The 26,307-nt window shown below is 71.5% G+C and carries 24 protein-coding genes; 4 read left to right on the forward strand and 20 right to left on the reverse strand.

Annotated features, from left to right (window positions below):
• Positions 1–6: 6 nt before the first annotated feature.
• The 6 genes from ACFYY7_RS19935 to ACFYY7_RS19960 all read right to left on the reverse strand — a co-directional run bounded on the left by ACFYY7_RS19935 (position 7) and on the right by ACFYY7_RS19960 (position 5,969).
• The gene (locus tag ACFYY7_RS19935) at positions 7–723 is read right to left on the reverse strand and encodes a hypothetical protein (RefSeq protein ID WP_388663046.1); all 717 of its coding nucleotides are present in this window, start codon (positions 721–723) and stop codon (positions 7–9) included.
• 197 nt (positions 724–920) lie between these two features.
• Entirely contained in the window at positions 921–1,346 is a 426-nt protein-coding gene (locus tag ACFYY7_RS19940) for a hypothetical protein (protein WP_388663048.1), read from the reverse strand.
• Positions 1,347–1,465: 119 nt separating this feature from the next.
• Positions 1,466–2,449 (reverse strand): helix-turn-helix domain-containing protein, encoded by a 984-nt coding sequence (locus ACFYY7_RS19945; RefSeq protein WP_388663050.1) that lies wholly within the window; start codon positions 2,447–2,449, stop codon positions 1,466–1,468.
• 192 nt (positions 2,450–2,641) lie between these two features.
• A complete protein-coding gene (locus ACFYY7_RS19950; protein ID WP_388663052.1) occupies positions 2,642–3,277 on the reverse strand; it encodes an RlpA-like double-psi beta-barrel domain-containing protein in 636 nt (211 codons plus the stop codon).
• Between the two features lie 238 nt (positions 3,278–3,515).
• Positions 3,516–4,997 (reverse strand): peptidoglycan D,D-transpeptidase FtsI family protein, encoded by a 1,482-nt coding sequence (locus ACFYY7_RS19955; RefSeq protein WP_388663054.1) that lies wholly within the window; start codon positions 4,995–4,997, stop codon positions 3,516–3,518.
• A gap of 126 nt (positions 4,998–5,123) precedes the next feature.
• A complete protein-coding gene (locus tag ACFYY7_RS19960; protein ID WP_388663056.1) occupies positions 5,124–5,969 on the reverse strand; it encodes an LLM class F420-dependent oxidoreductase in 846 nt (281 codons plus the stop codon).
• A gap of 244 nt (positions 5,970–6,213) precedes the next feature.
• Here ACFYY7_RS19960 and ACFYY7_RS19965 point away from each other — a divergent pair, with 244 nt between their 5' ends.
• Entirely contained in the window at positions 6,214–7,743 is a 1,530-nt protein-coding gene (locus ACFYY7_RS19965) for a CehA/McbA family metallohydrolase (protein WP_388663058.1), read from the forward strand.
• A 17-nt stretch (positions 7,744–7,760) separates the two neighbouring features.
• Here the strand turns inward: ACFYY7_RS19965 and ACFYY7_RS19970 are convergent, their stop codons facing one another.
• The gene (locus ACFYY7_RS19970; protein ID WP_388663239.1) at positions 7,761–8,507 is read right to left on the reverse strand and encodes a dienelactone hydrolase family protein; all 747 of its coding nucleotides are present in this window, start codon (positions 8,505–8,507) and stop codon (positions 7,761–7,763) included.
• Positions 8,508–8,627: 120 nt separating this feature from the next.
• Between ACFYY7_RS19970 and ACFYY7_RS19975 the strand changes: the two genes are divergently transcribed.
• Positions 8,628–9,143, forward strand: coding sequence for a MarR family winged helix-turn-helix transcriptional regulator (locus ACFYY7_RS19975; protein WP_388663060.1), 516 nt, complete (start codon positions 8,628–8,630; stop codon positions 9,141–9,143).
• A 13-nt stretch (positions 9,144–9,156) separates the two neighbouring features.
• On the opposite strand, the gene ACFYY7_RS19980 is transcribed toward ACFYY7_RS19975, so the two are convergent.
• Genes ACFYY7_RS19980 through ACFYY7_RS19990 form a run of 3 tightly spaced genes read right to left on the reverse strand, consistent with a single transcriptional unit; the run spans position 9,157 to position 12,317 of the window.
• Positions 9,157–10,140 (reverse strand): DMT family transporter, encoded by a 984-nt coding sequence (locus ACFYY7_RS19980; protein ID WP_388663062.1) that lies wholly within the window; start codon positions 10,138–10,140, stop codon positions 9,157–9,159.
• Positions 10,137–10,748: a TetR/AcrR family transcriptional regulator gene (locus ACFYY7_RS19985; RefSeq protein ID WP_388663064.1), complete on the reverse strand. Its 612-nt coding sequence runs from the start codon at positions 10,746–10,748 to the stop codon at positions 10,137–10,139. Before ACFYY7_RS19985 ends, ACFYY7_RS19980 begins: the two co-directional genes overlap by 4 nt.
• A gap of 30 nt (positions 10,749–10,778) precedes the next feature.
• Positions 10,779–12,317 carry an MFS transporter gene (locus ACFYY7_RS19990; RefSeq protein ID WP_388663066.1) on the reverse strand — a complete coding sequence of 513 codons (1,539 nt, stop codon included), beginning with the start codon at positions 12,315–12,317 and terminating at the stop codon, positions 10,779–10,781.
• 43 nt (positions 12,318–12,360) lie between these two features.
• On the opposite strand from ACFYY7_RS19990, the gene ACFYY7_RS19995 reads away from it, so the two are divergent.
• Both ACFYY7_RS19995 and ACFYY7_RS20000 read left to right on the forward strand, forming a co-directional pair.
• Entirely contained in the window at positions 12,361–12,930 is a 570-nt protein-coding gene (locus tag ACFYY7_RS19995) for a DNA polymerase ligase N-terminal domain-containing protein (protein WP_388663068.1), read from the forward strand.
• Complete coding sequence (locus ACFYY7_RS20000) at positions 12,927–13,631, forward strand: endonuclease (protein ID WP_388663070.1); 705 nt, start codon at positions 12,927–12,929, stop codon at positions 13,629–13,631. The genes ACFYY7_RS19995 and ACFYY7_RS20000 overlap by 4 nt, the downstream gene beginning before the upstream one ends.
• A 75-nt stretch (positions 13,632–13,706) precedes the next feature.
• Here ACFYY7_RS20000 and ACFYY7_RS20005 read toward each other — a convergent pair whose 3' ends face one another.
• The 10 genes from ACFYY7_RS20005 to ACFYY7_RS20050 form a co-directional block, all read right to left on the reverse strand.
• Positions 13,707–14,894, reverse strand: a complete 1,188-nt coding sequence (locus ACFYY7_RS20005; RefSeq protein ID WP_388663071.1) for a macrolide family glycosyltransferase — start codon at positions 14,892–14,894, stop codon at positions 13,707–13,709.
• Between the two features lie 220 nt (positions 14,895–15,114).
• The gene (locus ACFYY7_RS20010; protein WP_388663072.1) at positions 15,115–16,680 is read right to left on the reverse strand and encodes an APC family permease; all 1,566 of its coding nucleotides are present in this window, start codon (positions 16,678–16,680) and stop codon (positions 15,115–15,117) included.
• A gap of 247 nt (positions 16,681–16,927) precedes the next feature.
• On the reverse strand, positions 16,928–18,394 hold the full coding sequence (locus ACFYY7_RS20015; RefSeq protein WP_388663073.1) for an aldehyde dehydrogenase family protein: 1,467 nt from the start codon (positions 18,392–18,394) through the stop codon (positions 16,928–16,930).
• Positions 18,391–20,130 carry an amidohydrolase family protein gene (locus ACFYY7_RS20020; protein WP_388663075.1) on the reverse strand — a complete coding sequence of 580 codons (1,740 nt, stop codon included), beginning with the start codon at positions 20,128–20,130 and terminating at the stop codon, positions 18,391–18,393. Before ACFYY7_RS20020 ends, ACFYY7_RS20015 begins: the two co-directional genes overlap by 4 nt.
• A gap of 220 nt (positions 20,131–20,350) precedes the next feature.
• Positions 20,351–21,472, reverse strand: a complete 1,122-nt coding sequence (locus ACFYY7_RS20025; RefSeq protein WP_266732090.1) for an LLM class flavin-dependent oxidoreductase — start codon at positions 21,470–21,472, stop codon at positions 20,351–20,353.
• A gap of 113 nt (positions 21,473–21,585) precedes the next feature.
• Positions 21,586–22,383: an SDR family NAD(P)-dependent oxidoreductase gene (locus ACFYY7_RS20030; RefSeq protein WP_388663077.1), complete on the reverse strand. Its 798-nt coding sequence runs from the start codon at positions 22,381–22,383 to the stop codon at positions 21,586–21,588.
• A 10-nt stretch (positions 22,384–22,393) separates the two neighbouring features.
• Positions 22,394–23,338 (reverse strand): LLM class F420-dependent oxidoreductase, encoded by a 945-nt coding sequence (locus tag ACFYY7_RS20035; RefSeq protein ID WP_351252936.1) that lies wholly within the window; start codon positions 23,336–23,338, stop codon positions 22,394–22,396.
• Between the two features lie 124 nt (positions 23,339–23,462).
• Entirely contained in the window at positions 23,463–23,990 is a 528-nt protein-coding gene (locus tag ACFYY7_RS20040) for a hypothetical protein (protein ID WP_388663079.1), read from the reverse strand.
• A 111-nt stretch (positions 23,991–24,101) separates the two neighbouring features.
• Positions 24,102–24,533: a hypothetical protein gene (locus ACFYY7_RS20045; RefSeq protein ID WP_388663081.1), complete on the reverse strand. Its 432-nt coding sequence runs from the start codon at positions 24,531–24,533 to the stop codon at positions 24,102–24,104.
• A gap of 139 nt (positions 24,534–24,672) precedes the next feature.
• Positions 24,673–25,536, reverse strand: a complete 864-nt coding sequence (locus ACFYY7_RS20050) for an oxaloacetate decarboxylase (protein WP_388663083.1) — start codon at positions 25,534–25,536, stop codon at positions 24,673–24,675.
• Positions 25,537–26,307: the final 771 nt, after the last annotated feature.

Here is a 26,307-nt window from a genome sequence, read left to right on the forward strand (position 1 = left end):
AGGCCGTCACCACTCGTCGCGGCCGATCACCCGGAAGCTGCCCGCGACGCCGTTGCGGATGAACCCGCCGCCATGGACGTCGGGGGTCACGACACCGTAGGTGCTGCCGTAGGGGCCGACCGTGGCAACCGGGGCACCGCCGTCACAGGCGAACCCCCGGAAGACCTCGACCGCGTGCCGGCTGTTGTTGTAGATGCTGAAGCTGCTCGATCCCAGACCGCTGGCCGCCGGGACGCAGCCCCCCGGATAGGCGGAGTACTCCCGTTCGTTGAAGTAGATCTTCTCCTCCCTCTTCCGGTCGTAGCCGCGGTCGCGCCCGCCCCGGCCGCCGCCCTCGTCGCCGTACCCGCCCCGGCCGCCGCCCTCGTCGCCGTAGCCGCCCCGGCCGCCGCCCTCGTCGCCGTAGCCGCCGCGGCCGGAGCCCTCATCGTCGCGCCCACCGCCGTCGGAGCCGCCGCGGTCGGAGCCCTGGTCTCCCTGGTCCGCCCCGCCCCCCTCGTCCGTCTTGCCCTCCGTTCCGCTTCCGCTGTCGCTTTCGCTGCCGAGGGGGGCCGGTGCGGGGGCGGCCTGCCGGGCGGGCGGGGCGGCCTGGTGAACGGGCTGCTCGGCCCGCGCGGCGGCCGGTTCGGCCTGTGTGGATCCGTCAGTCGCATAGGTGATACCGGTGGCAAGGGCCGCTGCGCCGACTACAGCGGCCGCCACGGCGAAGGTACGCGAAGGCATGTCACTTCTCTCCGTCTCAGAGACGTCGGCCGGACGGCCAACCTGCGGCGAACGTACCGACGGGCCCCATACCTGTCATTTCGGGCAAGCCCAGGGCGTGACACCGCAGGACCGGTCGGGTACAAAGAAGGCATTCCACGCATATCCATACCGATGCCGCTGCCCGGGATCTCAGCGTTCCGGACCCGGGCCGGGCGTCAGCAGTTGCGGACCGACCAGACGGGGCTCCAGCGGATGGAGCTCTGCTCGCGGGCAATGCTCTTCCGCAGCACGTTCCCGCTGCCTCCGTAGAACGTGGCGACCGTGCCCTTGGTCTGGTTGTTGTCGAAGAAGCCGTCGCCCTCGAAGTTGGACAGGGCGTACTTGTTGCAGGTCCTGAGGGAGTACACCTTCCACTTGCCCTTGGTGTAGTCCCACACGCTCAGGCACAGGTTCTCGTGCGCGCAGTTCGAGGGCGTGCCGTCGGCGTAGTACTTGTACGGCGCGGCCGGCGAGATGGACGGCGACACCGCGGCGATGCTGTTCGTCGACGTGTCGGCCTGGGCGGGGGCGGCAACGACGCCCATGGCGATCGCCGAGGCCAGTGCGGTGGCCGCGCCGAGTGCAGAGTATTTGACGCGCATCTGGATGAACTCCTCCTGTTGGCGGCCGAGTCGACGGCCGGTTCCCGTGCGGTTCACCAGCAGTCTGTGGCGGCGGGAGAACGGCGCGCGCGTCGTTTTGGGCCCAGCCAAATCGACGGTCAGCAGCCGGCGAGCAGGCGGCGGCCCAGTGGTGTCGCCGCGTGCCGGACCCGCTTGCCGTCCCGGCGGCTGGCGACGAGTCCGCCCTCGCGCAGTACGGCCAGTTGCTGGCTGACGCTCGGCAGCGACAAGCCGGTCGCCTCGGCCAGCTCGGAGGTTGAGGCGCAGGCGCGCACCGCTGTCTCGTACAGCAGCGCGGCGCGGGCCGGGCCCAGTAATCGGGTCAGCGAGCCCGGGGAGGCGTCGGGCTGGGCGGTCGTGCGGTCGACCGGGTGGATGAGCACCGGCCGCAGCCGGTCGTCCGCCAGGGTGATCGGCTGCCGCCAGCAGAAGTACGACGGGACCAGGAGCAGCCCCCTGCCCTCCAGGTGCAGATCGCGCTCGACCGGGTAGCTGACGGTCAGCACGGGCGGCTCCCAGACCGCCATCGGCCGCAGGCTGCCGAGCAGCGCCCGTGTCCCGCCGTCCACCAGGGCGCGGGTGCGCAGGGCGGTGTCGGCGGCCGTGGCCGCGCCGATGCGGTTCCACAGCGGGGCGATGAACTCCTGGTGGTACGTACGCAGGTTGCCGCCCAGGGCGGTGAGCGCCGTGGTGTCGCCCCGGGCCAGCTCCGTGCCCGCCCAGGGCCGTCCACCGCCCGCCGTCAGCAGGGCCAGTTCGTGGCGGAGGCGGTGCTTCGGGGTCGCGAGGACCCGGTCGATGCCCGAGCGGAGGTCATCGGGGCCGTCCTCGGCGGACGGGGTGAGGAAGTCCGGGAAGTAGGCGGCGCGCGGCACCAGACTGCGCAGCGCCGACGCCGCGTCCCGGGCCGCTCCGCCCCTGCGGAGCAGTCCGCCGGCCGCCTGCCGCCACGGGTCGAAGGCGAGCGTGCCCTCACGGTTCTGGAGGCGGCACAGGCTGCACACGATCTCCCAGAGCGGGTCGGGCCGGCGCGCGATGCGGACGTTCTCCAGGTCTCTGCCCGTGAAGTGGATACGCAGCATGGCTTCCCCCCCGTTGGCCACCGACGCTCGACGAAAAGCGTGGCACGCACAGGGCTCCGGGCCATGGCGGCGCGACCGGACGCGGCGAAGGCCGGGGGATTCCGGCCGCCCTGCGATTCGTGCGGCGGGACCCGGTCGGCCGGGGCCCGCCGCACGAGACTCACCGAGAGTCTCTGCTCGGGAGTGAACCGACTACTCCACGAAACGCCAGGTGACGTCGATCGAACCCTGGTCGGGGGAGGCGAGCGCCTTGTATGCGCCGGGCGTCAGATCGAGGTCATGCCTGCCCGCACCCCGGCTCTGGTCAACGACCGTCGCGGTGATGGACTTTCCGTCGTGCGTGATCTCAATCTTCTTGCCGCAGGAGGGAGACGGATATCCGGATTCGAGCATGCTGGCGTCGAGCGCAACAGCGAAGTCGCTGTCCGTGACGGTGATGCCGCACGCCGTCAGTCCGGGTTGATAGAACGTCGCTCTTCCGTGGTTGCCGTTCGACGGCGGCTCCGCGGGCGGCCCCGATGTCCGACCCGACTCCGGGGGTGTGGCCTTGGCCTGATCCGGGGGCGGCGTCGTTGTCTGGCCCGGCTCGGGGGGCGGCGTCGTCGTGCTGCCCGGCTCCGGGGGCCCCATTGTCCCACTCGGCTCCGGGGCGAGAGTGGGACTGGGCGACCCGGTCAGGGTGGAGCCGGGTTCCGGTTGTCCTGAAGTGCTCGATGCCGGGACGAGGGTGCCGGTGTCCTCCGAGGCGGAGGCGGCGGCGACGACCACGGCGGCGGAGCCGACGGCCAGTAATGCGGCCGCGGCGATTTTGGCGATCTTGGCTCTCAACGTGCCCTCTCTGAATGCCACATTCCGGACGGCGCGCAAGCGAGGCATTCGTGGCGGGGGATGCCATGAAGTTTCCTCGCGACCACGCCGCTGCGATCGTCGGCGCACGTGGGCCGGTGATCGCAGCGGCCCCATGATGACCAATCCCGCTGATGCTCCACTGACGTCCGGTGACGCCCGCTGACGTCCACTGACGCCCGGTGATGCCCGGTGGCGCCTGCTGACGTCCGGGCGCGGGCTACTTGCCCAGCACCGCCTTCATCACGCTCTTCGCGATCGGCGCACCCAGCCGGCCACCGGAGATGTCGGACCGGGAGATGTCCATGGCCGTCGGGTCGATGAACACCGCGACCGCCACCGACTTGCCGCCGGACTTGCCGTACGAGACGAACCAGCCGTACGGCACCTCGTCGTTCACATCGACACCGCGCTGCGCCGTGCCGGTCTTGCCGCCGACCGTGACACCGTCGATCAGGGCGCGCTGGGCGCTGCCCTCCTTGGCGGTGAACTCCATCATTTCCTGGACCTTCTTCGCCGTCTCCTCGGAAACGGCCTGGCTCTTGAGCTTCGGCTCGTTCTTCTCCAGGACCGACAGGTCGGGGCCGCGCAGCTCGTCCACGATGTACGGCTGCATCAGCTTGCCGTCGTTGGCGAGGGCTGCCGTCACCATCGCCATCTGCATGGGCGTGCTGGTGAGGCTGCCCTGCCCCATGCCCGTCAGCGCGGTCCCGGGCTTGTCGAGTTCGCTCGGGTACAGGCTCTTGGTGGCGAGCATGTCGCCGAACTCGTCGGAGTACACATCGGCGTTGAAGCCGAACTTCTCCGCGGTCTCCCGCATCTTCTCGGCGCCGACCTTGGACGCCGCGTCGAGGAAGACGTTGTTGCAGGAGTACTGCATCGCGGTCTTCATGGACGCCTTGTTGCACACCGCGTCGCCCGCCTCGCTGCCGATCTTGTTCCTGGAGAGCGGCAGGGGGTACGGGGAGACCGCGTCGGACCGGGCGTCGACATCGGTGACCACGCCGTTCTCCAGGGCCGCGGCCGCCGTGAGGATCTTGAACGTCGAGCCGGGCGGGAAGGTCTCCCGCAGCGGGCGGTTGGCCAGCGGCTTGCTCTTGTCCTTCACGAGCGCCTGGAACCTGTCCCCCTCCTTGAACGAGTTCCCGGCGAAGACGGACGGGTCGTACGAGGGTGTGGAGACCAGAGCCAGGACCTTCCCCGTCTCCGGTTCCAGCGCGACGACCGCGCCGCGCGCGCCGAGGTCGGTCAGCCCCTTGTAGCCGGCCTTCTGCGCCTTCGCGTCGATCGTGGTGATCACATCGCCGCCGCGCCGCGGCTCGCCGGTGATGACGTCCTTGGCGTGCCGGAAGGCGAAGCGGTCGTCCTGGCCGCTGAGGATGCTGTCGTACGTCTTCTCCAGGAGGGACATGCCCTGCGCCTGGGAGGCGTATCCGGTGACGGGGGCGTACATCGGGCCCTGCTTGAAGGTCCGCTTGTACTTGAAGTCCGTTCCGTCGACCGCCTTGGACCCGGTGATCGCGTCGCTGCCCACGATGATGTCGCCGCGCGGGGTGGCGAACTGGGTGATCTTGACCCGGCGGTTCTTCTCATGAGTGGCCAGGGGCTCGCTCTGGAAGTACTGGAGCCAGTTCGCCCGCAACAGCAGCGCCATCACCAGCAGCCCGCAGAATATGGCTATGCGCCGCAGCGGCCTGTTCATCCTGATCCACTCCCGTACTCACATGCTCACGTACTCATGTGCTCACCAGCGATTCGGTCCTTAACTCGTAAAGATGCTGATTCCGGGTGGATGGTTGCGCCCGCAACCATCCGGGGGTGCAGAGTTTCAGAGGTACTGGGCGTATGCGTCGAGCGCCCGCAGCACTTCCGGCTCGCCCGCCGGGGGCAGTTGCAGGACGATCTCCTCGATGCCCAGGTCCGCGTAGTGCGCCAACTTGCCCGCGTTCGGGAGGACGGCGTACGGGACGATCTGGAGGTGCTTGGGGTCGCGGCCCGCCGCGTCCCAGGCCGCGCGGAGCTTCGGGACGGACCCGGTCAGGCCCCGGCCGCCGATGGGCAGCCAGCCATCGGCGTACTCGGCGATGTGGGCGAACAGCTTCGGGCCCGCCGCGCCGCCGATCAGGGTGCGGGGGCCGTTCACCGGACCGCGCGGCTCCTGGACCGGCTTCGGGTACGCGTGGCTGGCCCGGACCGAGCCGAACTCGCCCTTGTACGCGGTGGGTTCGTCCGCCCACAGGGCGCGCATCTGGGCCATCCGGTCGCGGACCAGGTCGCGGCGGGACGGCCAGTCGACGCCGTGGTCGGCGGCCTCCTCGACGTTCCAGCCGTAGCCGACGCCCAGGGTGAACCGGCCGCCGGAGAGGTGGTCGAGGGTGGCGATCTGCTTGGCCAGGTCGATCGGGTCGTGCTGGGCGACGAGCGTGATGCCGGTGCCCAGGGTCAGGCGTTCGGTGACGGCGGCGGCCTGGGCGAGGGCGACGAAGGGGTCGAGGGTGCGGCCGTACTCGGGCGGGAGTTCGCCGCCCGCCGGGTAGGGGGTGTCCCTGCTCACCGGGATGTGGGTGTGCTCGGGCAGGTAGAGCCCGCCGAAGCCGCGCTGTTCGAGTTCGCGGGCGAGCCGCAGCGGCGTGATCGTCTCGTCGGTGAGGAAGATCGTTGTGCCGATCCGCATCTGAGAACACCTCCGTCGTGATCCGGTGAGGGACGAGAACCCAACGTATGCCGTGCGGTGCGGAAAGCCGAGCTTCAGGGAGGGGCGGAGGGCGAGGGGTCGGTGGCCCGGCCCGGTCAGGCCCACCGGCGTTCTTCCGTGGTCCACCGGCGTTCTTCCGTGGTTCACCGCCGGCCGCCAGGCTTTCGGGTGCGTGTCATTCCTCGCCACCCGCGACACCCACGACACCCGGGGAGCCCCTCTCATGTCCGGATCGCACTCCGCTCACGGCCACCCGATGGCCAGGCGCGGCCTTCTCGTCGGTACGGCCGCCACCGCTCTAACGTTGGGCACTGTGAGCTTCGCCGACGCCACCACCGCCTCGAACGCAGGCAACGAGGACACCAGGACCGTGCACGGCACCCTGTCGACCGGGTCGCCGGACTTCGTGTACCTGCCGGTCGAAGTACCTCGCGGGGTACGGGAGATCGCCGTCTCCTACGCGTACGAGAAGCCCCCCGTACCGGCCGGGACGCAGGGCAACGCCCTCGACATCGGCATCTTCGACGAACGCGGCACCGGACTCGGCGGGCGCGGGTTCCGGGGATGGTCCGGCGGGGCGCGCGGCAGCTTCTTCATCCGCGCGGACGAGGCGACGCCCGGCTACATCGCGGGGCCGGTGCGGGCCGGTACGTGGAACATCGCGCTCGGCCCCTACACCGTGGCGCCCGGGGGGCTGCCGTACGAGGTGACGGTCACCCTGCGGTTCGGACCCGCCGGGTCCACGCCGGAGCCGGTGTACCCGCCGGAGCGGGCGAAGGGGCGCGGGCGGGCCTGGTACCGGGGCGACTGCCATCTGCACTCCGTGCACTCGGACGGCAGGCGCACCCCCGCCGAGATCGCCGCCGCCGCACGCGCGGCCGGGCTCGACTTCATCAACAGCAGCGAGCACAACACGTACTCCGCGCACGGGGCGTGGGGCGGGCTGTGGGGCGAGGACCTGCTCGTCCTCACCGGCGAGGAGATCACCACCCGCAACGGCCACGTGCTCGCGGTGGCCACCGATCCGGGCACGTTCGTGGACTGGCGCTACCGGGCCCGCGACAACCGGTTCGGGCACTACGCGAAGGCCGTGCGCCGGGCCGGCGGTCTGGTGGTGCCCGCCCATCCACACGCCACCTGCATCGGCTGCCACTGGAAGTTCGGCTTCGGCGAGGCGGACGCGGTGGAGGTGTGGAACGGGGCGTACACCCCGGACGACGAGATCGCCCTCGCCGAGTGGGACAACTCCCTGGTCGCCGCAGTCCGTTGGTCGAAGCCGTGGGTCGCGGCGATGGGCAACAGCGACGCGCACCGGGAGCCGGACGTGGTGGGGCTGCCGCAGACCGTCGTCCTCGCCGACGAGCTGTCGCGCGAGGCGATCGTGGCGGGCATCCGGGCCGGGCACTCGTACATCGCGGAGTCGTCCGCCGTCACGCTCTCCTTCGGGGTCTCGGGCGGGCGCGGACAGCACGCGGGGATCGGTGAGCGGCTGCGGGTGGACGGGGACGACACCCCGGTCACCGTGCGGCTGGAGGTGATCGGGGCGCCCGGCTGCACCGCGCACTTCGTCACCGACCAGGGCACGCTGTTCACGGCCGGGCTGCCCGGGTCGGGCACGGGGGCGGTGGAATGGCGTACGACTCCGTCCTACGCGGCCTACGTACGGGCCGAGGTCCGGCATCCGGCGACGGTGCCGGGGCTGCCGGGGGCCATTGCGGCGCTCACCAATCCGGTGTTCCTGGAAGCGCGTTAGGGCCTGTCCGGCGAGCCTCAGCCCTGGCGCAGGGCGCCGTCCAGGAAGGGGAGCAGGCGGTCCCAGTGGAGCTTCAGACCGGAGGCGCTGAAGGCGTCGGTGTCGGACATGGTGAAGCCGTGGACGGTGCCGGGGTAGACCTCGCAGGTGTGGCCGAGGCCCGCGGCATCCAGGGCCTCGCCCAGCTCGCCGACGGCCTCGGGCGGCAGGTCGTCGGCGAGGCCGAGGTGGACCCGGGCGGTGAGCTCGGGGACGAGGCGGTGCGGGCTGTCGGGCCCGTCGGTGACGACGAAGCCGGGATGGAACCCGGCGACGGCGGCCACCCGGTCGGGGCGGGCCGCCGCCGTGCGCAGCGCCAGGGCGGCGCCCATGCAGTAGCCGACCACGGCGACCGGTCCGGCGTCGGTCCCGGGCCGGGCGGAGAGGAAGCCGAGGTAGGCGTCGGCGTCGCGCAGGGACCGTTCGGCGGTGTGCTCCCGGAGCAGGGGCATCAGCCGGTCGATGACCTCGGGCCGGACCTCTTCCCCGATGTACTCGGGAAGTTCGACCACCGGTGCCGGACCGTGCCGGTGGAGGAGGTTGGGGACGAGCACGTAGTAGCCGTGCCCGGCCAGTTCACGTGCCTTGTCCTCCATCTCGGGCCGCAGGCCGAAGGCGTCCGTGTACATCAGCACCCCCGGGTGCCGCTCGCCGTCGTCGGGGAACGCCGCGAAAGCGTCGGCCCGGCCGTCAGGGGTGGGAATCTGCAGTGTCCTGGCGGAAATGATGGGAATGGCGGGAATGGCGGGCCTTCCTTCCTGGAGTTCGCCAACTTCCGTTAGCCGCGCTAACGCTGTCGGCACGGGCGAACGTATATCGTTAGCCTGACTAACGCAACGGGCAGGATGGGAGCCATGACCGGATCCGAAGCCGCAGCCTCTGCCGCAGCAGAAGCCGCAGACATGTCCGACGACGGCGCGTCCAGGGCGCCCGACAGGCTGCGTCTGCGGGCGAGCCGGCTGCTGTCGCAGCTGTCCACGCGGTCGGACCGGCTGATCACCGAGGGGCTGGCCGGGGCCGACGCCCGCAAGTGGCACTACGCGGTGCTCGCCTCGCTGCAGGATCACGGACCGGCCAGCCAGGCGACGCTGAGCCGGCGCACCGGCATCTACCGCAGCGACATGGTCGGCGTGCTCAACGAACTGGCCGAGCGCAAGCTCGTCGAACGGGCACCGGACCCCGCCGACCAGCGCCGCAACATCATCACGATCTCCCCGCAGGGCCGCCGTCACCTGCGCCGCCTCGACCAGGTCCTGGACGAGCTCCACGACGAACTGCTCGCGCCGCTGAGCCCGGCCGAACGCGACCGGTTCGTGGAGTTGCTGACCCGTCTGCTGGACCACCACAGCCGGAACGCCTGACCTCGCGAGGCCCTCAGGCGTTCGTGATGACCCCCTCGCGTTCCGGCTCCGGCACTTTCGCGGCACGGAGACGGCGGGACGGGCTGGACGGGGCGGTCAGTACGCCGAGGCAGGCGATGACCAGTGCGATGCCGGTCCAGCCGAGGGCCGGCAGGTGTTCGCCCACGACCAGCACCGCGAAGACCGCCGCCACGGCGGGTTCCAGCAGGGACAGGGTCGTCGCGGTACTGACGGGGATCCGGGACAGGCCGTAGCCGAACAGGACGTACCCGGTGAACATCGGCACCAGCGCCATGTAGATCCCGACGCCCGCGTTCGTCCAGGAGGCGACCAGCGGCGCCCCGGTGGCCAGCAGCACCGGTACGAGCATCAGCCCGCCGAGGCCGAACACCGCACCCATGGCCGCCCGCGAGGTGACGCCCCGGACGATGAGGCGGTGCGCCGCCCACGCGTACACGGCGTACGTCAGGCCCGCGACCAGCCCGAGCAGCACGCCGACGACGGTCTGCCGGGCGGAGCCGGTACCCGTTCCGGCACCGGCCTGCGCGGCCTCGGCCGTGCAGAGCAGCACCGTGCCGGCCAGCCCCAGGGCGGCCCCCGCCAGCCATCTCCGGGACAGGCTCCGGCCGTCCGCGAACCGCTCGATCAGGGCCGATGCCAGCGGGGCCGAGCCGATGGAGACGACCGTCCCGACCGCGACCCCGGCCAGATGCATGGAGGTGTAGAACGCGAGCGGATACAGCGCCACGCCCGCTCCCCCGACGAGCACGGTCCGCCACTGCGCCCTCAGCTCCGTGCGGGCCCCGGCGATGCGGCGCCCGGCCACCAGTGCCTGGAGCAGGCCGCCCAGCCCCATCGCCGCCGCGCCGATCGCCAACGGGCCCACCTGGGGCGCGAAGGTCGCGGCGGTGCCCGTGGTGCCCCAGAGCACCGAGGCCAGCAGGACCGCGAGTGCGCCGAGGCCCGCTCCGGCGGTGGGCCGGGCCGCCCCGGTCACAGGGTGCCCACCAGGGATGCCGCCAGGTCCCGGGCGCGCCGCATGCGCGTGCCGTCGCCTTCGAGGCCGGCGCGCACGATGGCCCCTTCGAGCAGGAACGCCAGGTGCTCCGCCACGGACCGGGCCTGCTCGTCGCGGCCGGGCAGCAGCTCCTGGAGGTGGGCGGTGAGCAGGCCCTCCACCTCTTCCTTGTGGTGGCGGACCACGGTCCGGCCCTCGTGCCCGGTGGGCAGTTCGGCGGCCGCGTTGAGCAGGCCGCAGCCCCGGAAGCCGTGCTCGTAGGCGAAATCGGCGTGGTCGGCGTAGGCGTCGAAGACGGCCAGCACGGCCTCCGCCGGTCCCTGCGCGTCGGCCAGGCGCCGCCGGTAGAGGTCGAGCCACTCCTCGTGCCTGGCCCGGAGGTAGGCACAGACCAGGTCGGCCTTGGAGTCGAAGTTGTTGTAGAGGCTCATCTTCGCGACGCCGGCCTCGGCCGTGATCGTGTCGACGCCCGTCGCCGCCACGCCGTCCGCGTAGAACCGGCGCGCGGCGGCGTCGAGAATCCGCCCGCGCGCCGCCCCGCGCCGCCGCTTCACCGGCTGCTTCTCCTCGGGCTTCGCCTCGCCCATGCCACCCACCTCCTAATTAGGTAGGTCAGTCTACCTAACAGCGAGGGCGGCGGCATCCTCCGACGGGGGCGAGCCGATGCCGAGCCGCCGCACGCAGGCCCGTCGCTGCACGACCGCCAGGCCCGCGACCGCCGTGCCGAGCACCAGCCAGCCCACCGGCCCGGCGGCCATCACCACACCGGTCAGCAGTGGCGGCCCGGCGGACTTCTGGATGGACTGCGACATCCCGGCCACCCCCAGATACGCGGCGCGGGCGTCCTGCGGCGCGAGCAGCACCGCGAGCTCCCACGAGCTCACCGACCGCATCAGCTCCGCCAGCGTGACCAGCAACGCCGCCGCGAGCAGCACCGCCCCGGCCACCCAGGCCCCGCCCCGGGTGGCCGCGGCCAGGAAGCCGCAGCACACGAACATCAGGACTCCGTACAGCAGCACCGCCCGGGTCGCCCGGCGCGGCCCCTCCGCCCGCTTCGACACGCCCAGCTGGAGCACCACGACCAGCACGGTGTTGATGACCAGGAAGGCCGGGACCAGGGCGTGCGGCGCGGAGGTGCGGTTCACCAGCCACAGCGGCAGGCCGACGGCGAGGACCGAGTCGTCGAGGTTCATCGGGATGTCCAGGAGGGCGAACTTGAGGTAGCCGCGATCACGCCACGGGCTGGACCTCCGGACGGGGGCCCGCCCGTCCGGAACCGGTGCCCGGTCCGGAGCGTCGGGCGCCGCACCCCCGGACCGCGCCACCTCGACGGCGCTCCCCGCCGGCTCGCCCGTACGCCACACAAGCACCGCGGCGACGACGAACGAGAGCGCGTTGCCCAGGATCAGGACGCGGTAGGCGCCCGTGGTCCCCACCGCCAGGCCGATGGCCGCGAGCCCCGCGCCGACGCCGTAGCCCGCGTTGGCCGCGCTGCGCGACAGCGCCTGGTACGCGGCGCGGCGCTCGCCCGCGGCCCGGGTGGCGAAGAGCATCTCCAACGTCTTCGCGGCCCGGTCGCCCAGGTAGGTCACGGCGACCACGGGGAGCAGCGCGTCGAATCCCGTGCACACCAGGACCAGGCCGAGCGTCACCAGCCGGAGCAGGTGGCAGCCGATCAGCAGCCCGCGTACCGGGAAGCGGCCGGCCAGCCGCCCGGCCAGCGGGGAGCCGGCGATGCCCGCGACTCCGGCCACGCCCAGCAGCACCCCGATCTGCTGGGCGCTCAGATGCGTCACGAAGGTGAGATACAGGACCGAGGACGCGGCCCACAGCCCCGAGCCCGTCCGGTCCACGGCCAGCGCGAGCAGCATGATCCGCGCGTTGCGGCCGCCCGGCGGGTTGCGCAACTGCGCCAGCAGCCCCGGCCCGCGCTCCCGCCCGCTTCCCTTTCCCCGCCCTGCACCTCGCCCTTCGCCTCGCCGCATCACGCGCCCCCTCGGACAAGAGATCTTGAACAGCAGGACGAAGACTGCCGGGGAAATAGTCTCGATGTCAAGATACTTGATGGCGAGATACTTGCGTACGGACGGGCTGCGGACCGGCGCCGGACCGGCTCCGGAACCCGTCCCGGTGCGCTTCGCGACCAGGCGCGTCACAGTGGAAGGGAGCACCGGGCGGGCTGCCGGAGGAGGTGTCCGGATGGACAGGACCGGCGACAACGGCGAACGAACGGGGCCGGCACCCTGCTTCGTCGTGCAGATCCATCAGGCGCGGCGCATGCACTTCGACTTCCGGCTGGAAGTCGGCGGCGTACTGAAGTCGTGGGCGGTGCCGCGCGGCCCGTCGGAGAACCCTCGGGTGCGACGGCTGGCCGTCCCCACCGAGGACCATCCGCTGGAGTACCGCACCTTCGAGGGCGTCATCGCGAAGGGCGAGTACGGCGGTGACACGGTGATCGTCTGGGACCAGGGCACCTACCGGCCGCTCAGCCACGACCGGTGGGGGGCTCCCGTGCCGTTCGAGCAGTCCCTGGAGGACGGGCACGCGACGTTCTGGCTCGACGGGACCAAGCTGCAGGGCGAGTTCGCGCTCACCCGCTTCAAGGGCGGCGATGCCCCGGGCGAAGAGGTGTGGCTGCTGATCAAGGCCAAGGACGGACGGGCCACCCAGGAGAGCGCCGACCTGCCGGACCCGTACCTGGCGCGCTCGGCCCGCACCGGCCGCACCCTGGCCCAGGTCGCGGCCGAGGAGGGCAGCGGGCCCCCGTGACCGCCCGCGACACCGTGGACGCCCTGCTCGCCCGCTGCGGAACCACGTACGCGGCCGAAGCCGGGATCCGGCTGCGGAACACCCCGCAGCCGCTGTACCAACTCCTCGTCCTCAGCGATCTGCTGAGTGCCCGCATCCGCGCCTCCGTGGCGGTTTCGGCGGCGCGTGCGCTGTTCGCCCACGGCATGCGCTCACCTCAGCGGATGGCCGGGGCGACCTGGCAGCAGCGGGTGGACGCACTGGGCGAGGGCGGCTACCGGCGTTACGACGAGCGGACCGCGACCCAGCTCGGCGAGGGGGCGCAGCTCCTGCTGGCCGACTACGGCGGCGATCTGCGGCGCCTGCGCGAGGAGGCCGACGGCGACCTGGACGCCCTGCGGGCCGGGCTGCGGCGCACCCCGGGAATCGGCCCGGCCGGCGCGGACATCTTCGTCCGCGAGGTGCAGGCGGTGTGGCCGGAGGTGGCCCCGTTCGTGGACGGGAAGGCGCTCCAGGGCGCCGAGCGGCTGGGACTGCCCGCCTCCCCGGCGAAGCTGGTGGAGCTGGCGGAGCTGGCGGAACGGACGGATCGGACGGATCGGACGGAGCCTGCGGGGTCGGCCGGGCCGGCGGACGGGCACGGGGTCGCCGTGCTCGCGGCGGCCCTGGTGCGCGCCGCACTCGACAAGCACGTCGTGGACGACGTCCGGGCGCAGGCCTGAGGGCGGCTCTCACCCCTGAGAACCGCCCTCCGCCCGGCGCCGTCCCGCGCCCCGGGCACCGTTCCTGCGCTCCGGTCAGCCCAGCATGTCCTCGATGAGGTCGGCGGCCCGCGAGGTGCCGCCCTCCGCCCGCGCCTCGGCGCGGAGCGCCGCCGAGCGCCTGGCGACCTCCGGATCGGCGACCAGTTCGGTCAGGGCGGTCCGCAGGGCCTCCGCGGTGGCCTCGTCGGTGTCGATGCGGCGGGCCACGCCCAGCTCGACGAGCCGGTCGGCGTTCATGAACTGATCGGTGGCCTGGGGAACGGCGATCATCGGCGTGCCGGTGAACAGCCCTTCGCTGCTGCCGCCCATGCCCGCGTGGGTGACGAAGGCGTCGGCCTGTTCCAGGATCGCCAGCTGGGGCACCCAGGAGTGCACTTCCACATTGGCCGGGATGGTGCCGAGCTCCGCGGGGTCCGTGTACTTGCCGATCTGGAGCACGACGTGCCAGCCGGGCAGGTCGCCGTAGGCGGCCAGGCACTGGCGGTAGAACTCCGGCCGCTTCGTGAACGCCGAGCCCAGCGAGACCAGCAGCACGTTCTCGGCATCGGCGGGACGCGTCCACTCCCCCGTGTCCGCCCGGGTGCCGAAGCAGGGGCCGACGAAGGTGACCGTGCCGGTGTCGACCCGGTCGGCGTGCGGCTGCATCGCCTTCGGGATCAGCGCCAGGGACCGCGCGGGCGGCCCGCAGAAGGTCTCCACATCGCCGGTGGTCGCCCCGCAGTCGGCGAGCCAGCGGGCGAACCTGGCCAGGTAGGCGTCGGCGCCCGGCAGCTGCCACAGGGCCGCGGCGACCTCCTGGTCGTACCCCTCCCAGCCCACATAGGTCGGGGACAGCTGCAGGAGGGGGCGGTCCTGCGTCTCGCCGAGGACGCGCGCGGGGTAGGCGCCGATGTCGTAGAGATACAGGTCCGCGGGGTCGCGGTCGTAGACGGCGCGCAGTTGCGGGAGCGCCTGGACCGCGTCGTCGAGGAAGACGCCCATCGCGCCGATGGGGTCCTCGGGCCAGTCGTTGTCGGCGACCGGCAGCACGGAGCTGTAGGGGACGAACTCGGCGCCGGTGGCCTCGATCAGCCCGGCCACCGCCGGGTCGTTGGCGTAGGTCACCCGGTGGCCCCGGGCCACCAGCTCCCGGACGACCTCAAGGCTGGGCAGGACGTGGCTGACGGCGGGGATACCGATCATCGCGACATGGGCGCGGCGACGTGAGGTGCGACGTGACATGAAGGATCACTTCTTTTCAGATCTGCGGTGAATGGACACAGCGATCCGGTGCGCCGGCCACGGGAGCGAAACACCGTGGGCGCACTCGGATGCGGCGGGACGGGATACGTGCCCCGCCCCTGTGTCAGCCGTAGATCTGATACATGAAGTACATGCCGGGGACCCTAACCCGTCCCCGTACGCACGCGCACGGGGTTTTCGGGACGCCCCACCGGTCCGCTCAGTCCTCCACGACCAGCGCCGGGGTCTCCTTGGTCAGCACCTCGCCGCGGAAGAACGACGGGCTGCGGCGCTGCATCACCAGCATCAGCACCACGCCGAGCAGCAGCAGCCCGACACCGATGACGAACACCGAGCCGACCCCGAGGACCGCCGAGCCGGAGCCGTAGGCCGGGTCCCACATGTCGTAGAGGGTCTTGCCGAAGACCGCGGTGAGCAGGATGCCGCCGATGCCCGGGAACAGGCCCTTGAAGACCAGGTCGCGGAAGGAGCGGGTCAGGTCGGCGCGGAAGAACCAAGCGCAGGCGAACGCCGTCAGCGCGTAGTAGAAGCAGATCATGAGGCCGAGCGCGTAGATCGTGTCGACCAGGACGTGCTCGCTGACCAGGGTCATGACCGTGTAGAAGACACCGGTCGCGACGCCCGCCGTGATCGTGGCCTTCCCCGGGGTCCGGAAGCGCGGGTGGACCCGGGCGTACGAGGCGGGAAGGGCCTCGTACGTGGACATCGCGAGCACCGTGCGGGCCACCGGGATGAAGGTGGTCTGCAGGCTCGCGGCGGCCGAGGCGAGCACGGCGACGAAGAGCAGGATGCCGAGGCCGGGGCCCATGACCGGACCGGCCAGCGCGGCGAAGACGTTGTCGGAGGTGCCGGGGTTGGCCAGGCCCAGCCCGGAGGTGCCGGAGCCGACGGCCATCTGGGCGGCGACGCCGGTCGCCAGGTAGGAGCCGACGAGCACGACCATCGCGATGAGCGCGGCCCGCCCGGGGGTCTTCTCGCTGCCGATGGTCTCCTCGTTGGCGGTCAGACAGGTGTCCCAGCCCCAGAACATGAAGATCGACAGCGACAGGCCGGCGGTGAACGCGGCGAACGACTGCACGGCGAACGGATTCAGCCAGGACCAGGAGAAGTCCAGCGACGAGGCGAACTCGCCGCTGTGCGCCTTCTGCACGGCCATCGCCACGAACACCGCGAGGACGACGAGCTGGAGCCCCACCAGCGCGTACTGGATGCCCTTGGTGGCCGTCATCCCCCGGTAGCTGATCGCCGTGGCGACCGCGATCAGGGCGAGGCAGGTGACGATGTGGACGGGCTTGTTGTCGTCCAGGGCGGCGATGGAGCTGTTGCCGGTGATCTCGCCCGCCAGCAGCCAGAAGTACGAGGTGGCGACGCCCGCCAGGTTCGACAGGACGATGATCGTCGCGATGACCAGGCCCCAGCCGCACATCCAGCCGACGCGCGGGCCGAACGCCTTGACCGTCCAGGTGAACGAGGTGCCGCAGTCCGGCATGGCCTTGTTGAGCTCGCGGTACGCGAAGGCCACGAGCAGCATCGGCAGGAAGCCGGCCAGGAAGACGGCGGGCATCTGCACGCCGACCTCGCCCGCGGTGGAGCCGAGGGTGGAGGTGAGGCAGTAGACGGGGGCGACGGTGGAGATGCCGATGACGGCGCTGCCCATCAGGCCGACGGAGTTCCCGCCGAGGCCCTTGCCGCGTACGCCGCCGTCGGCCGGGTCGGCGCCCCTCACTGTGTCTCCGGCCTGTGGCCGCGCGTCCAGCTGAGTCATGAAAAGGACGATAAACGCTACGATTTCCACATCCGGAACGCGAGACTCCGCTGTCTCATCCTTGAATTCCAGGCAACAATACGGAAAGACTTTGATTAATTGAAGGTCGTTCGCGATTTCCGCCTTCCGATGCGAGGTCGAGACCCGACCACAGCACCGTACGGGAACCGCAGCACTGTCCGTTTTGTGGTCATTCAAAATTTCCCGTGGGTGTCCGCTCAGCGGACACCCACGGTCATGTACCGGTTCAGCCGGGCCAGACGATCGACTGGAGTTCGCTGTACGCGTGCAGGGCGTACGAGCCGACATCGCGCCCGACACCGCTCTTCTTGAACCCGCCGAACGGGGCCTCCGTGTTCCGCCCGATGGTGTTCACACCGACCCCGCCGGCCCGCAGCCGCCGGGCCACCCGGAAGGCGCGGGCCACGTCCGAGGACCAGACGTAGTCGATCAGCCCGTAGTCGCTGTCGTTGGCCAGCGCGATGCCCTCCTCCTCGTCGTCGAAGGGGACGACCACGACGACCGGGCCGAAGATCTCCTCGCGGACGACGCGCATCTCGTTGGTGCAGTCGGCGAGCAGGGTGGGGGCGACATAGAAACCGCGGTCGAGTCCGGCCGGGCGTTCGCCGCCCGTGACCACCCTCGCCCCCTCCTTCCGGCCCAGCTCCACGTACGACTCGACGCGGTCGCGGTGGGCGGCCGAGATGACCGGGCCGACGACCGTGCCCCTGGCCGCCGGATCACCCACCTTCAGATGACCGGCGTAGGCGGCGAGCTTCTCGATCAGCGCGTCATGGACATCGCGCTGGACCAGGACCCGGGTCGGGGCCGTACAGATCTGACCGCTGTAGAAGGAGAACGTGGTGCCGATGCCCGCCGCCGCCGAGTCGAGGTCCGCGTCGTCGAGTACGACCGCGGCGCCCTTCCCGCCCAGCTCCATCAGCTGCCGCTTCATCCCGCGCCCGCACACCTCGGCGATGCGCTGCCCGACCCCCGTGGAGCCGGTGAAGCTGACCATGTCGACGTCCGGGGAGTCGACGGCCGCCTCGCCCGCCTCCGGGCCCGACCCGGTGACGACGTTGACGACGCCCGGCGGAACGCCCGCCTCCTCCAGCGCCTGGGCCATCCGGAAGACGGAGAGCGGGTCCTGCGGGGCGGGCTTCACGACGACCGTGTTGCCCATGGCCAGCGCGGGCGCCACCTTGCCCGCCGGGTTGGCCCAGGGGTTGTTGTACGAGGTGATGCAGGTGACGACGCCGACCGGCTGGCGCACGGCCAGGGCCCCGAAGACCCCCGCCCGCCCCATCGGCCCGGCCTCGTTGATCTGCGGCGTGATCGCCTCCTCGACCGGCTCCAGCGCACCCTTGGCGTACCGCCGGAAGCGGGAGGCACCGACGGCGACCTGCATGCCGCGGGCCGTCCCCGTGGTGGCGCCGCTCTCCGCGCGGGCCAGCGCGGCGTTGCCGTCGAGGTCGCGCAGCATCAGGCCGGCCGCCCGGTCGAGGATCTCGGCCCGCTCCTCGGGGCGGGTGCGCGACCAGGTGCCGAAGGCCTCCCGGGCCGCGGCCGCCGCCGCGTACACCTGCTCGCGGCTCGCCTCCGGGGCGAGGCCGACCACCTCCTCGGTGGCCGGGTCGATCACCTCGTAGTGGCCGTGTTCGGGTTCGGTCCACCGGCCGCCGATGAACAGGCGGCGCTTCTGGTCGTCGCTCATACCGTGCTCACCGTCCGGGTGTCGCGGCCGGAACGGAGCACCGTACCGGGGACCGCGCCGGTCACCTTGTCGTCGCGCAGCGTCTCCACCCCGTTGACCCGGACCGACACGATGCCGATGGCCTTGGAGTCGAGCCGGGGGCTGTCGCCGGGCAGGTCGTGGACGAGGGTGGCGGGGCCGGCGTCGATGCGTTCCGGGTCGAAGAGGACGAGGTCGGCGTGGAAGCCCTCCTCGATCCGGCCCCGGTCGCGCAGGCCGAAGAGCCGGGCGGGGTCGTCGGTCAGCATCTTCACGGCCCGCTCCAGGGGGACGAGCCTGCGCCCGCGCAGGCAGTCGCCGAGGAACCGGGTGGTGTACGGGGCACCGCACATCCGGTCCAGGTGCGCGCCCGCGTCGGAGCCGCCGAGCATGACGTCCTCGTGCTCCCAGGTCTCGCGGCGCAGTGCCCAGGACGCGGGGTCGTTGTCGGTGGGCATCGGCCACAGCACGGTGCGCAGCTCGTCGGCGGCGCAGATCTCGACGAGGCAGTGGAAGGGGTCGAGACCGCGCTCGGCGGCGATGTCGCGCACCACGCGCCCGGTCAGTCCTTCGTTGGCCTCGCTGTAGGTGTCGCCGATGACGTACCGGCCGAAGTCGGCGAGGCGGCGGAAGACTCCGGCCTCCTTGCTGTCGGCGCGGCGGAGCATCTCGGCGCGGGTGCCGGCGTCGCGGAGCCGTTCGATGCGCTCGGGGACGGGGAGGGCGAGGATCTCGCCCCAGCCGGGTATGAGGTTGAGGGCGCAGAAGGTGCCGAGCGACATGTTCATCGGGGTGAGGATCGGCATGGTCAGCGCGACGATCCGGCCCCCGGCCCGGCGGGCCCGCTCGCTGGGCACCAGCTGACGCGGTACGCGTTCGGGGACGGCGGCGTCGACGGTGAGGACGTTCCAGTTCAGCGGGCGTCCGGCGGTGGCGGTCATGTCGACGAGCAGCTCGATCTCCTCGTCGGAGAACTGGTCGAGGCAGCCGGCCACGATCGCTTCGAGCTGGGTGCCCTCGTGCTCGCCGACGGCCCGGGAGAGGGCGAGGAGCTCCTCGGGCAGGGCGTGCCGGGAGGCGACGGGCTGCCCGTCGCCGTCGGAGTGGGTGCTGGACTGGGTGGTGGACAGCCCCCAGGCCCCGGCGTCCATCGCGTCGTGGAACAGCGCGAGCATGGCGTCGAGCTGCTCGGGGGTGGGCTGTCCGCCGGTCGCGTCGGCGCCCATGACGTGCCTGCGCAGGGCGCAGTGCCCGACCATGAACCCGGCATTGACGGCGATCCGCCCTTCGAGGGCGTCGAGGTACTCGCGGAAGCTGGACCAGGTCCAGTCGACGCCCTCCTCCAGCGCCTTGAGGGCCATGCCCTCCACCCGCGACATCATCCGGCGGGTGTAGTCGGCGTCCTCGGGGCGCTCGGGGTGCAGCGGTGCGAGGGTGAACCCGCAGTTGCCCCCGGCGACGGTGGTGACGCCGTGGTTCATGGACGGGGTGGCGTACGGGTCCCAGAAGAGCTGGGCGTCGTAGTGGGTGTGCGGGTCGACGAACCCGGGCGCGAGGACGAGGCCGGTGGCGTCCTCGGTGGTGACGGCCTCCTCGGTGAGCGTGCCCGGTTCGGCGACGACGGCGATGCGGCCGTCGCGGATGCCGATGTCGGCGGGGTACGAGGGCCCGCCGGTGCCGTCCACGACGGTCGCTCCGCGGATGAGGTGGTCGAGCATGGCGGGGTTCCCTTCTGCGGTGGGTGGATGTGCAGCCGGGGTGCGCACGGCCGCGGTACGCACCCCGGCCCCACGGAGCGGCGGTCCGGGAAGACGCCGCTGATCTGGAAGCCCCTCCGGCGATCGAGGAGCGGAGGTCCGGGGGCGGAGCCCCCGGTCACGGGCGGGGGCGGGCGGGGGAGCGGGACCGCCGCAGGCGCACCACCCCCGCCCGCACCCCTTACGCCGCGTCGCGGAAGCGGGACGTCCGGTGCACCGGGTCCGTGTCGATCTTCGGGATCACGTGCTCACCGATCAGCTTGATCGAGTTCAGCGTGTCCTCACGGCTCACCCCGATCGGCAGCCCGAAGCTCAGCTGGTCCGCCCCCGCCTGCTCCCACCTCTTGCACTGCGCCAGCACCTCGTCCGGGTCGCCGCAGATCATCAGCTCCTCGGCGATCAGCAGCTCGATGATCTCCTCGGTGTACTCCGGGAGCAGCTCGGGCCACTCCGGGATCCCCTCCGGCCGGGGGAAGGTGTCGTGGTAGCGGAAGAGCAGCGACTGGAGGTAGTTCAGCCCGCCGCCCACCGCGATCTCGACGGCCTTGGCGTGCGTCTCGGCGCAGATGGCCGTGGAGGTGACCATGACGTTGTCGTTGACGAAGTCCCCGACGGGCTCCGCCTCCTTGACGGCGTTCTTGTAGGACTCGACGACCCACTCCATGTCGGAGACCTTCTGCACGCTGAAGCCCAGCACGCCGAGCCCCTTCCTGCCCGCCATCGCGTACGAGGACGGCGAGCCGGCCGCGTACCACATCGCCGGGTGCGACTTCCCGTACGGCTTGGGCAGGATCTTGCGCGGCGGCAGCGACCAGTGCTTGCCCTGGAAACCGACGTACTCGTCCTGGAGCCACATCTTGGGGAACTCGGCGATGGTCTCTTCCCAGAGTTCCTTGGTGTGGTTCATGTCGGTGATGCCCGGCATGAACCCGAGGATCTCGTGGCTGCCGGCCCCGCGCCCCGAGCCGAACTCGAAGCGCCCCTCCGACAGGTGGTCGAGCATGGCGACCTTCTCGGCCACCTTCACCGGGTGGTTGACCGGGGCCAGCGGGTTGAAGATGCCGGACCCGAGGTGGATGCGGTCGGTGGCGTGCGCGAGGTAGCCCAGGTACACGTCGTTGGCCGAGATGTGCGAGTACTCCTCCAGGAAGTGGTGCTCGGAGGCCCAGGCGTACTTGAAGCCGGACTTGTCCGCCTGGATGACGTACTCGGTCTCCTCGATCAGCGCCTTGTGCTCTGCCCCGGGGTCGACCTTGGCCCGCGCGGCGGGCACATACCCCTGTACAAAGAGCCCGAATTCCAAGGGGGTTCACCGTCCTCAATCGTTTCTGACACTCCGTCAGATCTTGATGCGTCCGACTGTTCCACCGGCACCGTTACCCGTCAATACCTGACGCATCGTCAGGTCGGGTCGACTCAGAACAGGCTGACGCCCGCCAGCCATCCCCCGTCGATGACGAACGGCTGCCCGGTGATGTACGAGGAGTCGTCCGAGGTCAGGAAGAGCGCCAGCGTCGCCACCTCCTCCGGCCGCCCGATCCGCCCCAGCGGCACCAGCTTCCGGTACAGCTCGGCCACCGCAGCCTTGGACTCCTCCGGGTCGGCGGACGGGTCCAGCGCCGCCGGGTTGGTCATCGCGGTGTCCACGGCCCCGGGGCAGACGGCGTTGACCCGTATCCCCTTCGCGGCCAGCTCCATCGCGGCCACCCGGGTCAGCCCGAGCACCGCGTGCTTGGTGGCGGCGTACGCGCCCACGAACGCCATGCCCGTGAGCCCGGTGTACGAGGCGGTGTTGACGATGGTCCCGCCGCCCGCCGCCTCGATCTCGGGCGCGACGTTCTTGATCCCGAGGAACGCGCCCACCTGGTTGACCTGCACCACCTGCTGGAACTCCTCCAGCGGCGTGCTCAGCAGCTCGTTGAACCGGAGGATCCCGGCGTTGTTGACCAGGCCGTCGATCTTCCCGTAGGCGTCCTTCGCGGCGGCGACCGCGCCCTGCCAGTCCTCCTCCCGGCTCACGTCCAGGTGGACGAACCTGGCGGCCTCCTTCCCCAGCTCGCCCCGCAGCTCCTCGGCCAGCGCCTCGCCCTGCTCGTCGAGCACATCGGCGATCACCACCCGCGCGCCCTCCGCGGCGAAGAGCCGCGCCTCCTGCTCGCCCTGCCCCCGCGCCGCCCCGCTGATCAGTACGACCCGCCCGTCCAGCTTGCCCATGGCCTGACTCCTACCTGTCGAGATGGGGTGCGACCTCGGCGGCGAACGCCGCCATCTGGTCGGTCAGTTCGCTGCGGCTCCGGCTGCGGAACCGCACCTGGATCTGGTGGACGCCCATGGCCGCGTACGCGCGCAGCGACTCCGCGAGGGCCTCCGGCTTCCCGGTGAGGGTGCGCCGCCCGACGGACCAGTCCGGCTCACCGACGTACAGCGGCTCGGTGATCGCACCGATGACGATCGGCGCCTCGACCCCGGCCGCCTCCCGCAGCTCCTTCAGCCGGGCGATCTGCGCGGGCAGCTTCTCCCGGGGATCGCCCTGCGGCAGCCAGCCGTCGCCCCGCACGGCCGCCCGGCGCACCGCCGCGGGCGAGGAGCCGCCCACCCAGACCGGCACCCGCTCCTGGGCCGGACGCGGCAGCTGCCCGAGGCCGCCGAAGGAGATCCGCTCCCCCGCGAACTCCGGGTACTCCTCCGGGCCGAGCGCCGCCTTCAGCGCGTCGATGGTCTCGTCGAGCACCCTGCCCCGCCCGTCGAAGTCCGCCCCGAGCGCCTCGAACTCCTCCGCCACGTGCCCGGCGCCGACGCCGAGGATCAGCCGGCCGCCACAGAGGTGGTCGAGGGTGGCGTACTGCTTGGCGGTGACCAGCGGGTGGCGCAGCCCGACGACGGCGACATGGCTCATCAGCAGGACCCGCTCGGTGATCCCGGCGAGATAGGCGAGGGTGGCGACCGGGTCGTACCAGACGGTGCTCATGACCCCGGCGAGCCGCCGCGGGATCGCGACATGGTCGCAGCTCGCCAGATAGGCGAAGCCGGTGCGGTCGGCGGTCCGGGCGATCTCGGCGAGGTCGTCCGGACCGGCCGCCGCCTCCCACCCCTCGGCGTAGATGGTGCTCTGCGACTGGATCGGCAGCTGCATCCCGTACGACAGCGGCCCGGTGGTCGATATCGGCACCGAACGGCCTCCTCCCCGAGGGAATCTGACACACCGTCACTTGACGGGCGCGGGGGCCATCGTGATACCTGACGCTTCATCAGGCAAGGGGCGGGGAAGGAGTGGTTGGGGTCTTCCCTTCGGATCAGGCCGGGGGCCTGCCGTCGGCGTCCCGGAACAGGAACTCGCCCTCGATCTCCAGCCGGGTCGGGGCCTTGCTCCCGTCGTAGAAGTTCACGTCGTCGCACTCCCCGGTCCAGCGCAGCCGGAGCAGCTCGCCGTCGCGCGCGACCACCGTGATCCGGTTGTCCCGCAGCGGCTCGTGCTCGAAGTAGTAGAGCAGCGACATGGCCGAGTCCTCGCCCTCGGCCACCCCGGGCATCAGGAACGTACGCCCGACCAGCCGGTCGATGTCCGCCTCGGCGGCCGTCATGGCGACGCCCACCTCGGCGGACGGGGCCGTGCCCGCGTCGGCCGTGTCCTCGCAGCGCCGCGCGGCGTCCGGGTCCGCCAGCGCCTCGAACCAGACGGTCACCTCGGCGTCCACGTCACCGTCGTACGAGCGGATCACCCGCACCACCGCCGTGTCGAGGCCGTACTCCTCGTCACCGTTGAACCGGTGCAGCACCAGGCGCCCGCCGGGGACCGCCCCCTCGCCCCGCGACCCTCCCATGGCCACCACCTCCGGGCCCAGCCTCGCACGGCGGAGCGGGCGTCTCCGCGGAGGTCGGGGCAGGGGCGGAGAGGGGGCGGCGTCCGGTGCCGCGTCCTACGGGCAGCCGGCCTATGCCTCGGTGTCGGCGTCGCCCTCGTAGTCGTCCCCGCCGGTCGCCGCGCTCTCGGGAGCCGCGTCGCCCCCCGGCGCCGCACCCTCGTCCTCGTCCTCGCCGCCCTCGTCCTCGTTCTCGTCCGGCGCGGCCTGGACGCCCACGCCCTGCGAGGAGGACACGTTCTGGTCGATGGCGCCCCCGCCGCCGTCGTGGTCGCTGCCCGCCGTGCCCTTGCTCAGGGGCCCCAGCACGTTGAGCGTCCGGTCCACCTCCAGCCAGGAGTCGGCGTTGGAGTTGTCGATGGTGATCACGGACGGACCGTGGTGCGTCTCCATGCCGCCGTCGGGGGCGTCGGCCCAGGCCGCTCCGGCGGCCAACTGGCCCTGGCAGAGCGCCCCGAGGGCGATCACCAGGGCCGCACGCGTCTTCGACGAGGTGAATCCCATTGTTCCTGCTCTTCCTTCTTGCCTGTGGTGCACATGGCGCCGGGGCCCCGCAGTACGCGGTGACACACCATCGGGGCCCGGCATTCGGACGGTTCGCCGACCAGCCGGGCCGACCGCACCCGGCTTCGCCACGTCCGGATCAGACGGTCGCGGGCTCAGGGACGGGGTGGTGCCTGCTGATGTTCTTCTCCAGCAGCTCCGTCGAGCGCTGCACCCCGATCCCCTCGGAGGGCACGAACTCGGGAAGCCGCCCGTCGGACTGCTTGAGGTCCGTCAGCGCGCTGTCGATGGCCGCGTGCGCGGCGAAGAGGCAGGGCGTGCTGTAAATGGCCACCTGGCACTCCAGGTCGGTCAGTTCGGAGAGCGAGAGCCTGGGCGACTTGCCGCCCGCGATCTGGTTGAAGAGCAGCGGCTTGTCGCCGACCACCTTCCGGATGCGCTTGATCCACTCGACGCTGCGCACCCCGTCGACCAGGACGACATCGGCGTCCGTCTCGGCCAGCGCCTCCGCGCGGCGCAGGATGTCGGACTCCTCCGTGGCGTCCGTGCGGGCCACGACCACCAGGTCCCGCCTGCTCTCCAGTACGAGGTTGAGCTTCTCCAGGTACTCCTCCAGCGGCAGCACCTGCTTGCCGTCCGCGTGACCGCACCTGCGCGGGCGCTTCTGGTCCTCCAGGATGACGCCGGAGGCGCCGATCCGCTCCAGTCGCTGCACCACGTGGCAGGCCACCTCGGGGTCGACGTAGCCGTCGTCGATGTCCACCAGCAGGTGGTGGGAGGGGAAGGCCAGCCGCAGCCGCTCCACGAAGGCGACCATGTCCGGCCAGGCGATGAAGCCGATGTCGGGCAGCCCGTAGTGGGAGGCGGCGAAGCCGAAGCCGGACACGAAGAATCCGTCGTAGTGGCGGGCCACGACGGAGGCCGAGTACATGTCGTAAATACCGATGAGCGGAGTCGTTCCCGGGGACCGGACTTCGTCCCTCAGCGCAGTTCCGTAACTCACAGCGTCTCTCCTTGACCAATGGATGAACGGGTGTTGAGCGATGCCGTCCCGGGCGCTGCGGGCTCCGTCGACGCCGGACCCCGGAGCCACTGATGCCGCGAGTGCGGAAGCACCACGCGCGGACTCGCCCGCCAGAAGAGGCGGCGGCGCTCCGACCGCACGGGACGCAAGAAAGCTGCCCTCTTGCGAAGGCTCGTATATCTATACATCCGTGACCGTGTCTTTACTCCGGGACGCGCCGCTTTTTACCCTGCGTGCGAGGCTTCTCGGGTGCACGCCGGGGGCTTGTTGCGGGCGCGCGGAATCCGGTGGACGCTTCCTTTCGGATCATCCGAAACAACAACTCGGGAAAGCGTCGAATGCCTTGCGTATGCGCTGAGTTGACGTTCCACGGGACCGCCGGAGCGGCGGCGGCCGAGGACTCCGCCCGGCATTTCACCGGACCGCTTGAGCAGTAACGTTCCACCCCTCGGGGGAACGCCGACGGCGGATCCACCGGTCGAACTGTTCGAGCAGATACCCCACATAGTTTTCCAGCCGCCCCGTGATCGCCTCGGGTGGTTGCTCGGAGCCGCGGAACTCGACGAGGACAACATGAAGCTGCTGCAGCAGAGGATCTCTGCTGCAGCAGCGGCCGGGGGGGGGGGCCCGCCCCGGGGGGGGGGGGGGCCCCCCCCCCCCCCCCCTTTATGGTTTTTATTCACACGGATTGAGACCCCCGACGACAGGGGGGGGTGCGGGGCGGCCCCCCCGGTGTTAGCCGGGTCGTGG

This window comes from Streptomyces sp. NPDC001933 (genome assembly GCF_042890955.1).
GTDB lineage: Bacteria > Actinomycetota > Actinomycetes > Streptomycetales > Streptomycetaceae > Streptomyces.

Excerpts from the sequence above, each read along its gene's own strand:
- ACFYY7_RS19960 (WP_388663056.1), bottom strand. The coding sequence starts at position 5,969 with ATGCGGATCGGCACAACGATCTTCCTCACCGACGAGACGATCACGCCG.
- ACFYY7_RS19955 (WP_388663054.1), bottom strand. The coding sequence starts at position 4,997 with ATGAACAGGCCGCTGCGGCGCATAGCCATATTCTGCGGGCTGCTGGTG.
- ACFYY7_RS20045 (WP_388663081.1), bottom strand. The coding sequence starts at position 24,533 with ATGGGATTCACCTCGTCGAAGACGCGTGCGGCCCTGGTGATCGCCCTC.
- ACFYY7_RS19985 (WP_388663064.1), bottom strand. The coding sequence starts at position 10,748 with ATGGGCGAGGCGAAGCCCGAGGAGAAGCAGCCGGTGAAGCGGCGGCGC.
- ACFYY7_RS19935 (WP_388663046.1), bottom strand. The coding sequence starts at position 723 with ATGCCTTCGCGTACCTTCGCCGTGGCGGCCGCTGTAGTCGGCGCAGCG.
- ACFYY7_RS20030 (WP_388663077.1), bottom strand. The coding sequence starts at position 22,383 with ATGGGCAAGCTGGACGGGCGGGTCGTACTGATCAGCGGGGCGGCGCGG.
- ACFYY7_RS20040 (WP_388663079.1), bottom strand. The coding sequence starts at position 23,990 with ATGGGAGGGTCGCGGGGCGAGGGGGCGGTCCCCGGCGGGCGCCTGGTG.
- ACFYY7_RS19965 (WP_388663058.1), top strand. The coding sequence starts at position 6,214 with ATGTCCGGATCGCACTCCGCTCACGGCCACCCGATGGCCAGGCGCGGC.
- ACFYY7_RS19995 (WP_388663068.1), top strand. The coding sequence starts at position 12,361 with ATGGACAGGACCGGCGACAACGGCGAACGAACGGGGCCGGCACCCTGC.
- ACFYY7_RS20015 (WP_388663073.1), bottom strand. The coding sequence starts at position 18,394 with ATGAGCGACGACCAGAAGCGCCGCCTGTTCATCGGCGGCCGGTGGACC.
- ACFYY7_RS19975 (WP_388663060.1), top strand. The coding sequence starts at position 8,628 with ATGGGAGCCATGACCGGATCCGAAGCCGCAGCCTCTGCCGCAGCAGAA.
- ACFYY7_RS20020 (WP_388663075.1), bottom strand. The coding sequence starts at position 20,130 with ATGCTCGACCACCTCATCCGCGGAGCGACCGTCGTGGACGGCACCGGC.
- ACFYY7_RS20010 (WP_388663072.1), bottom strand. The coding sequence starts at position 16,680 with ATGACTCAGCTGGACGCGCGGCCACAGGCCGGAGACACAGTGAGGGGC.
- ACFYY7_RS19940 (WP_388663048.1), bottom strand. The coding sequence starts at position 1,346 with ATGCGCGTCAAATACTCTGCACTCGGCGCGGCCACCGCACTGGCCTCG.
- ACFYY7_RS20005 (WP_388663071.1), bottom strand. The coding sequence starts at position 14,894 with ATGTCACGTCGCACCTCACGTCGCCGCGCCCATGTCGCGATGATCGGT.
- ACFYY7_RS19945 (WP_388663050.1), bottom strand. The coding sequence starts at position 2,449 with ATGCTGCGTATCCACTTCACGGGCAGAGACCTGGAGAACGTCCGCATC.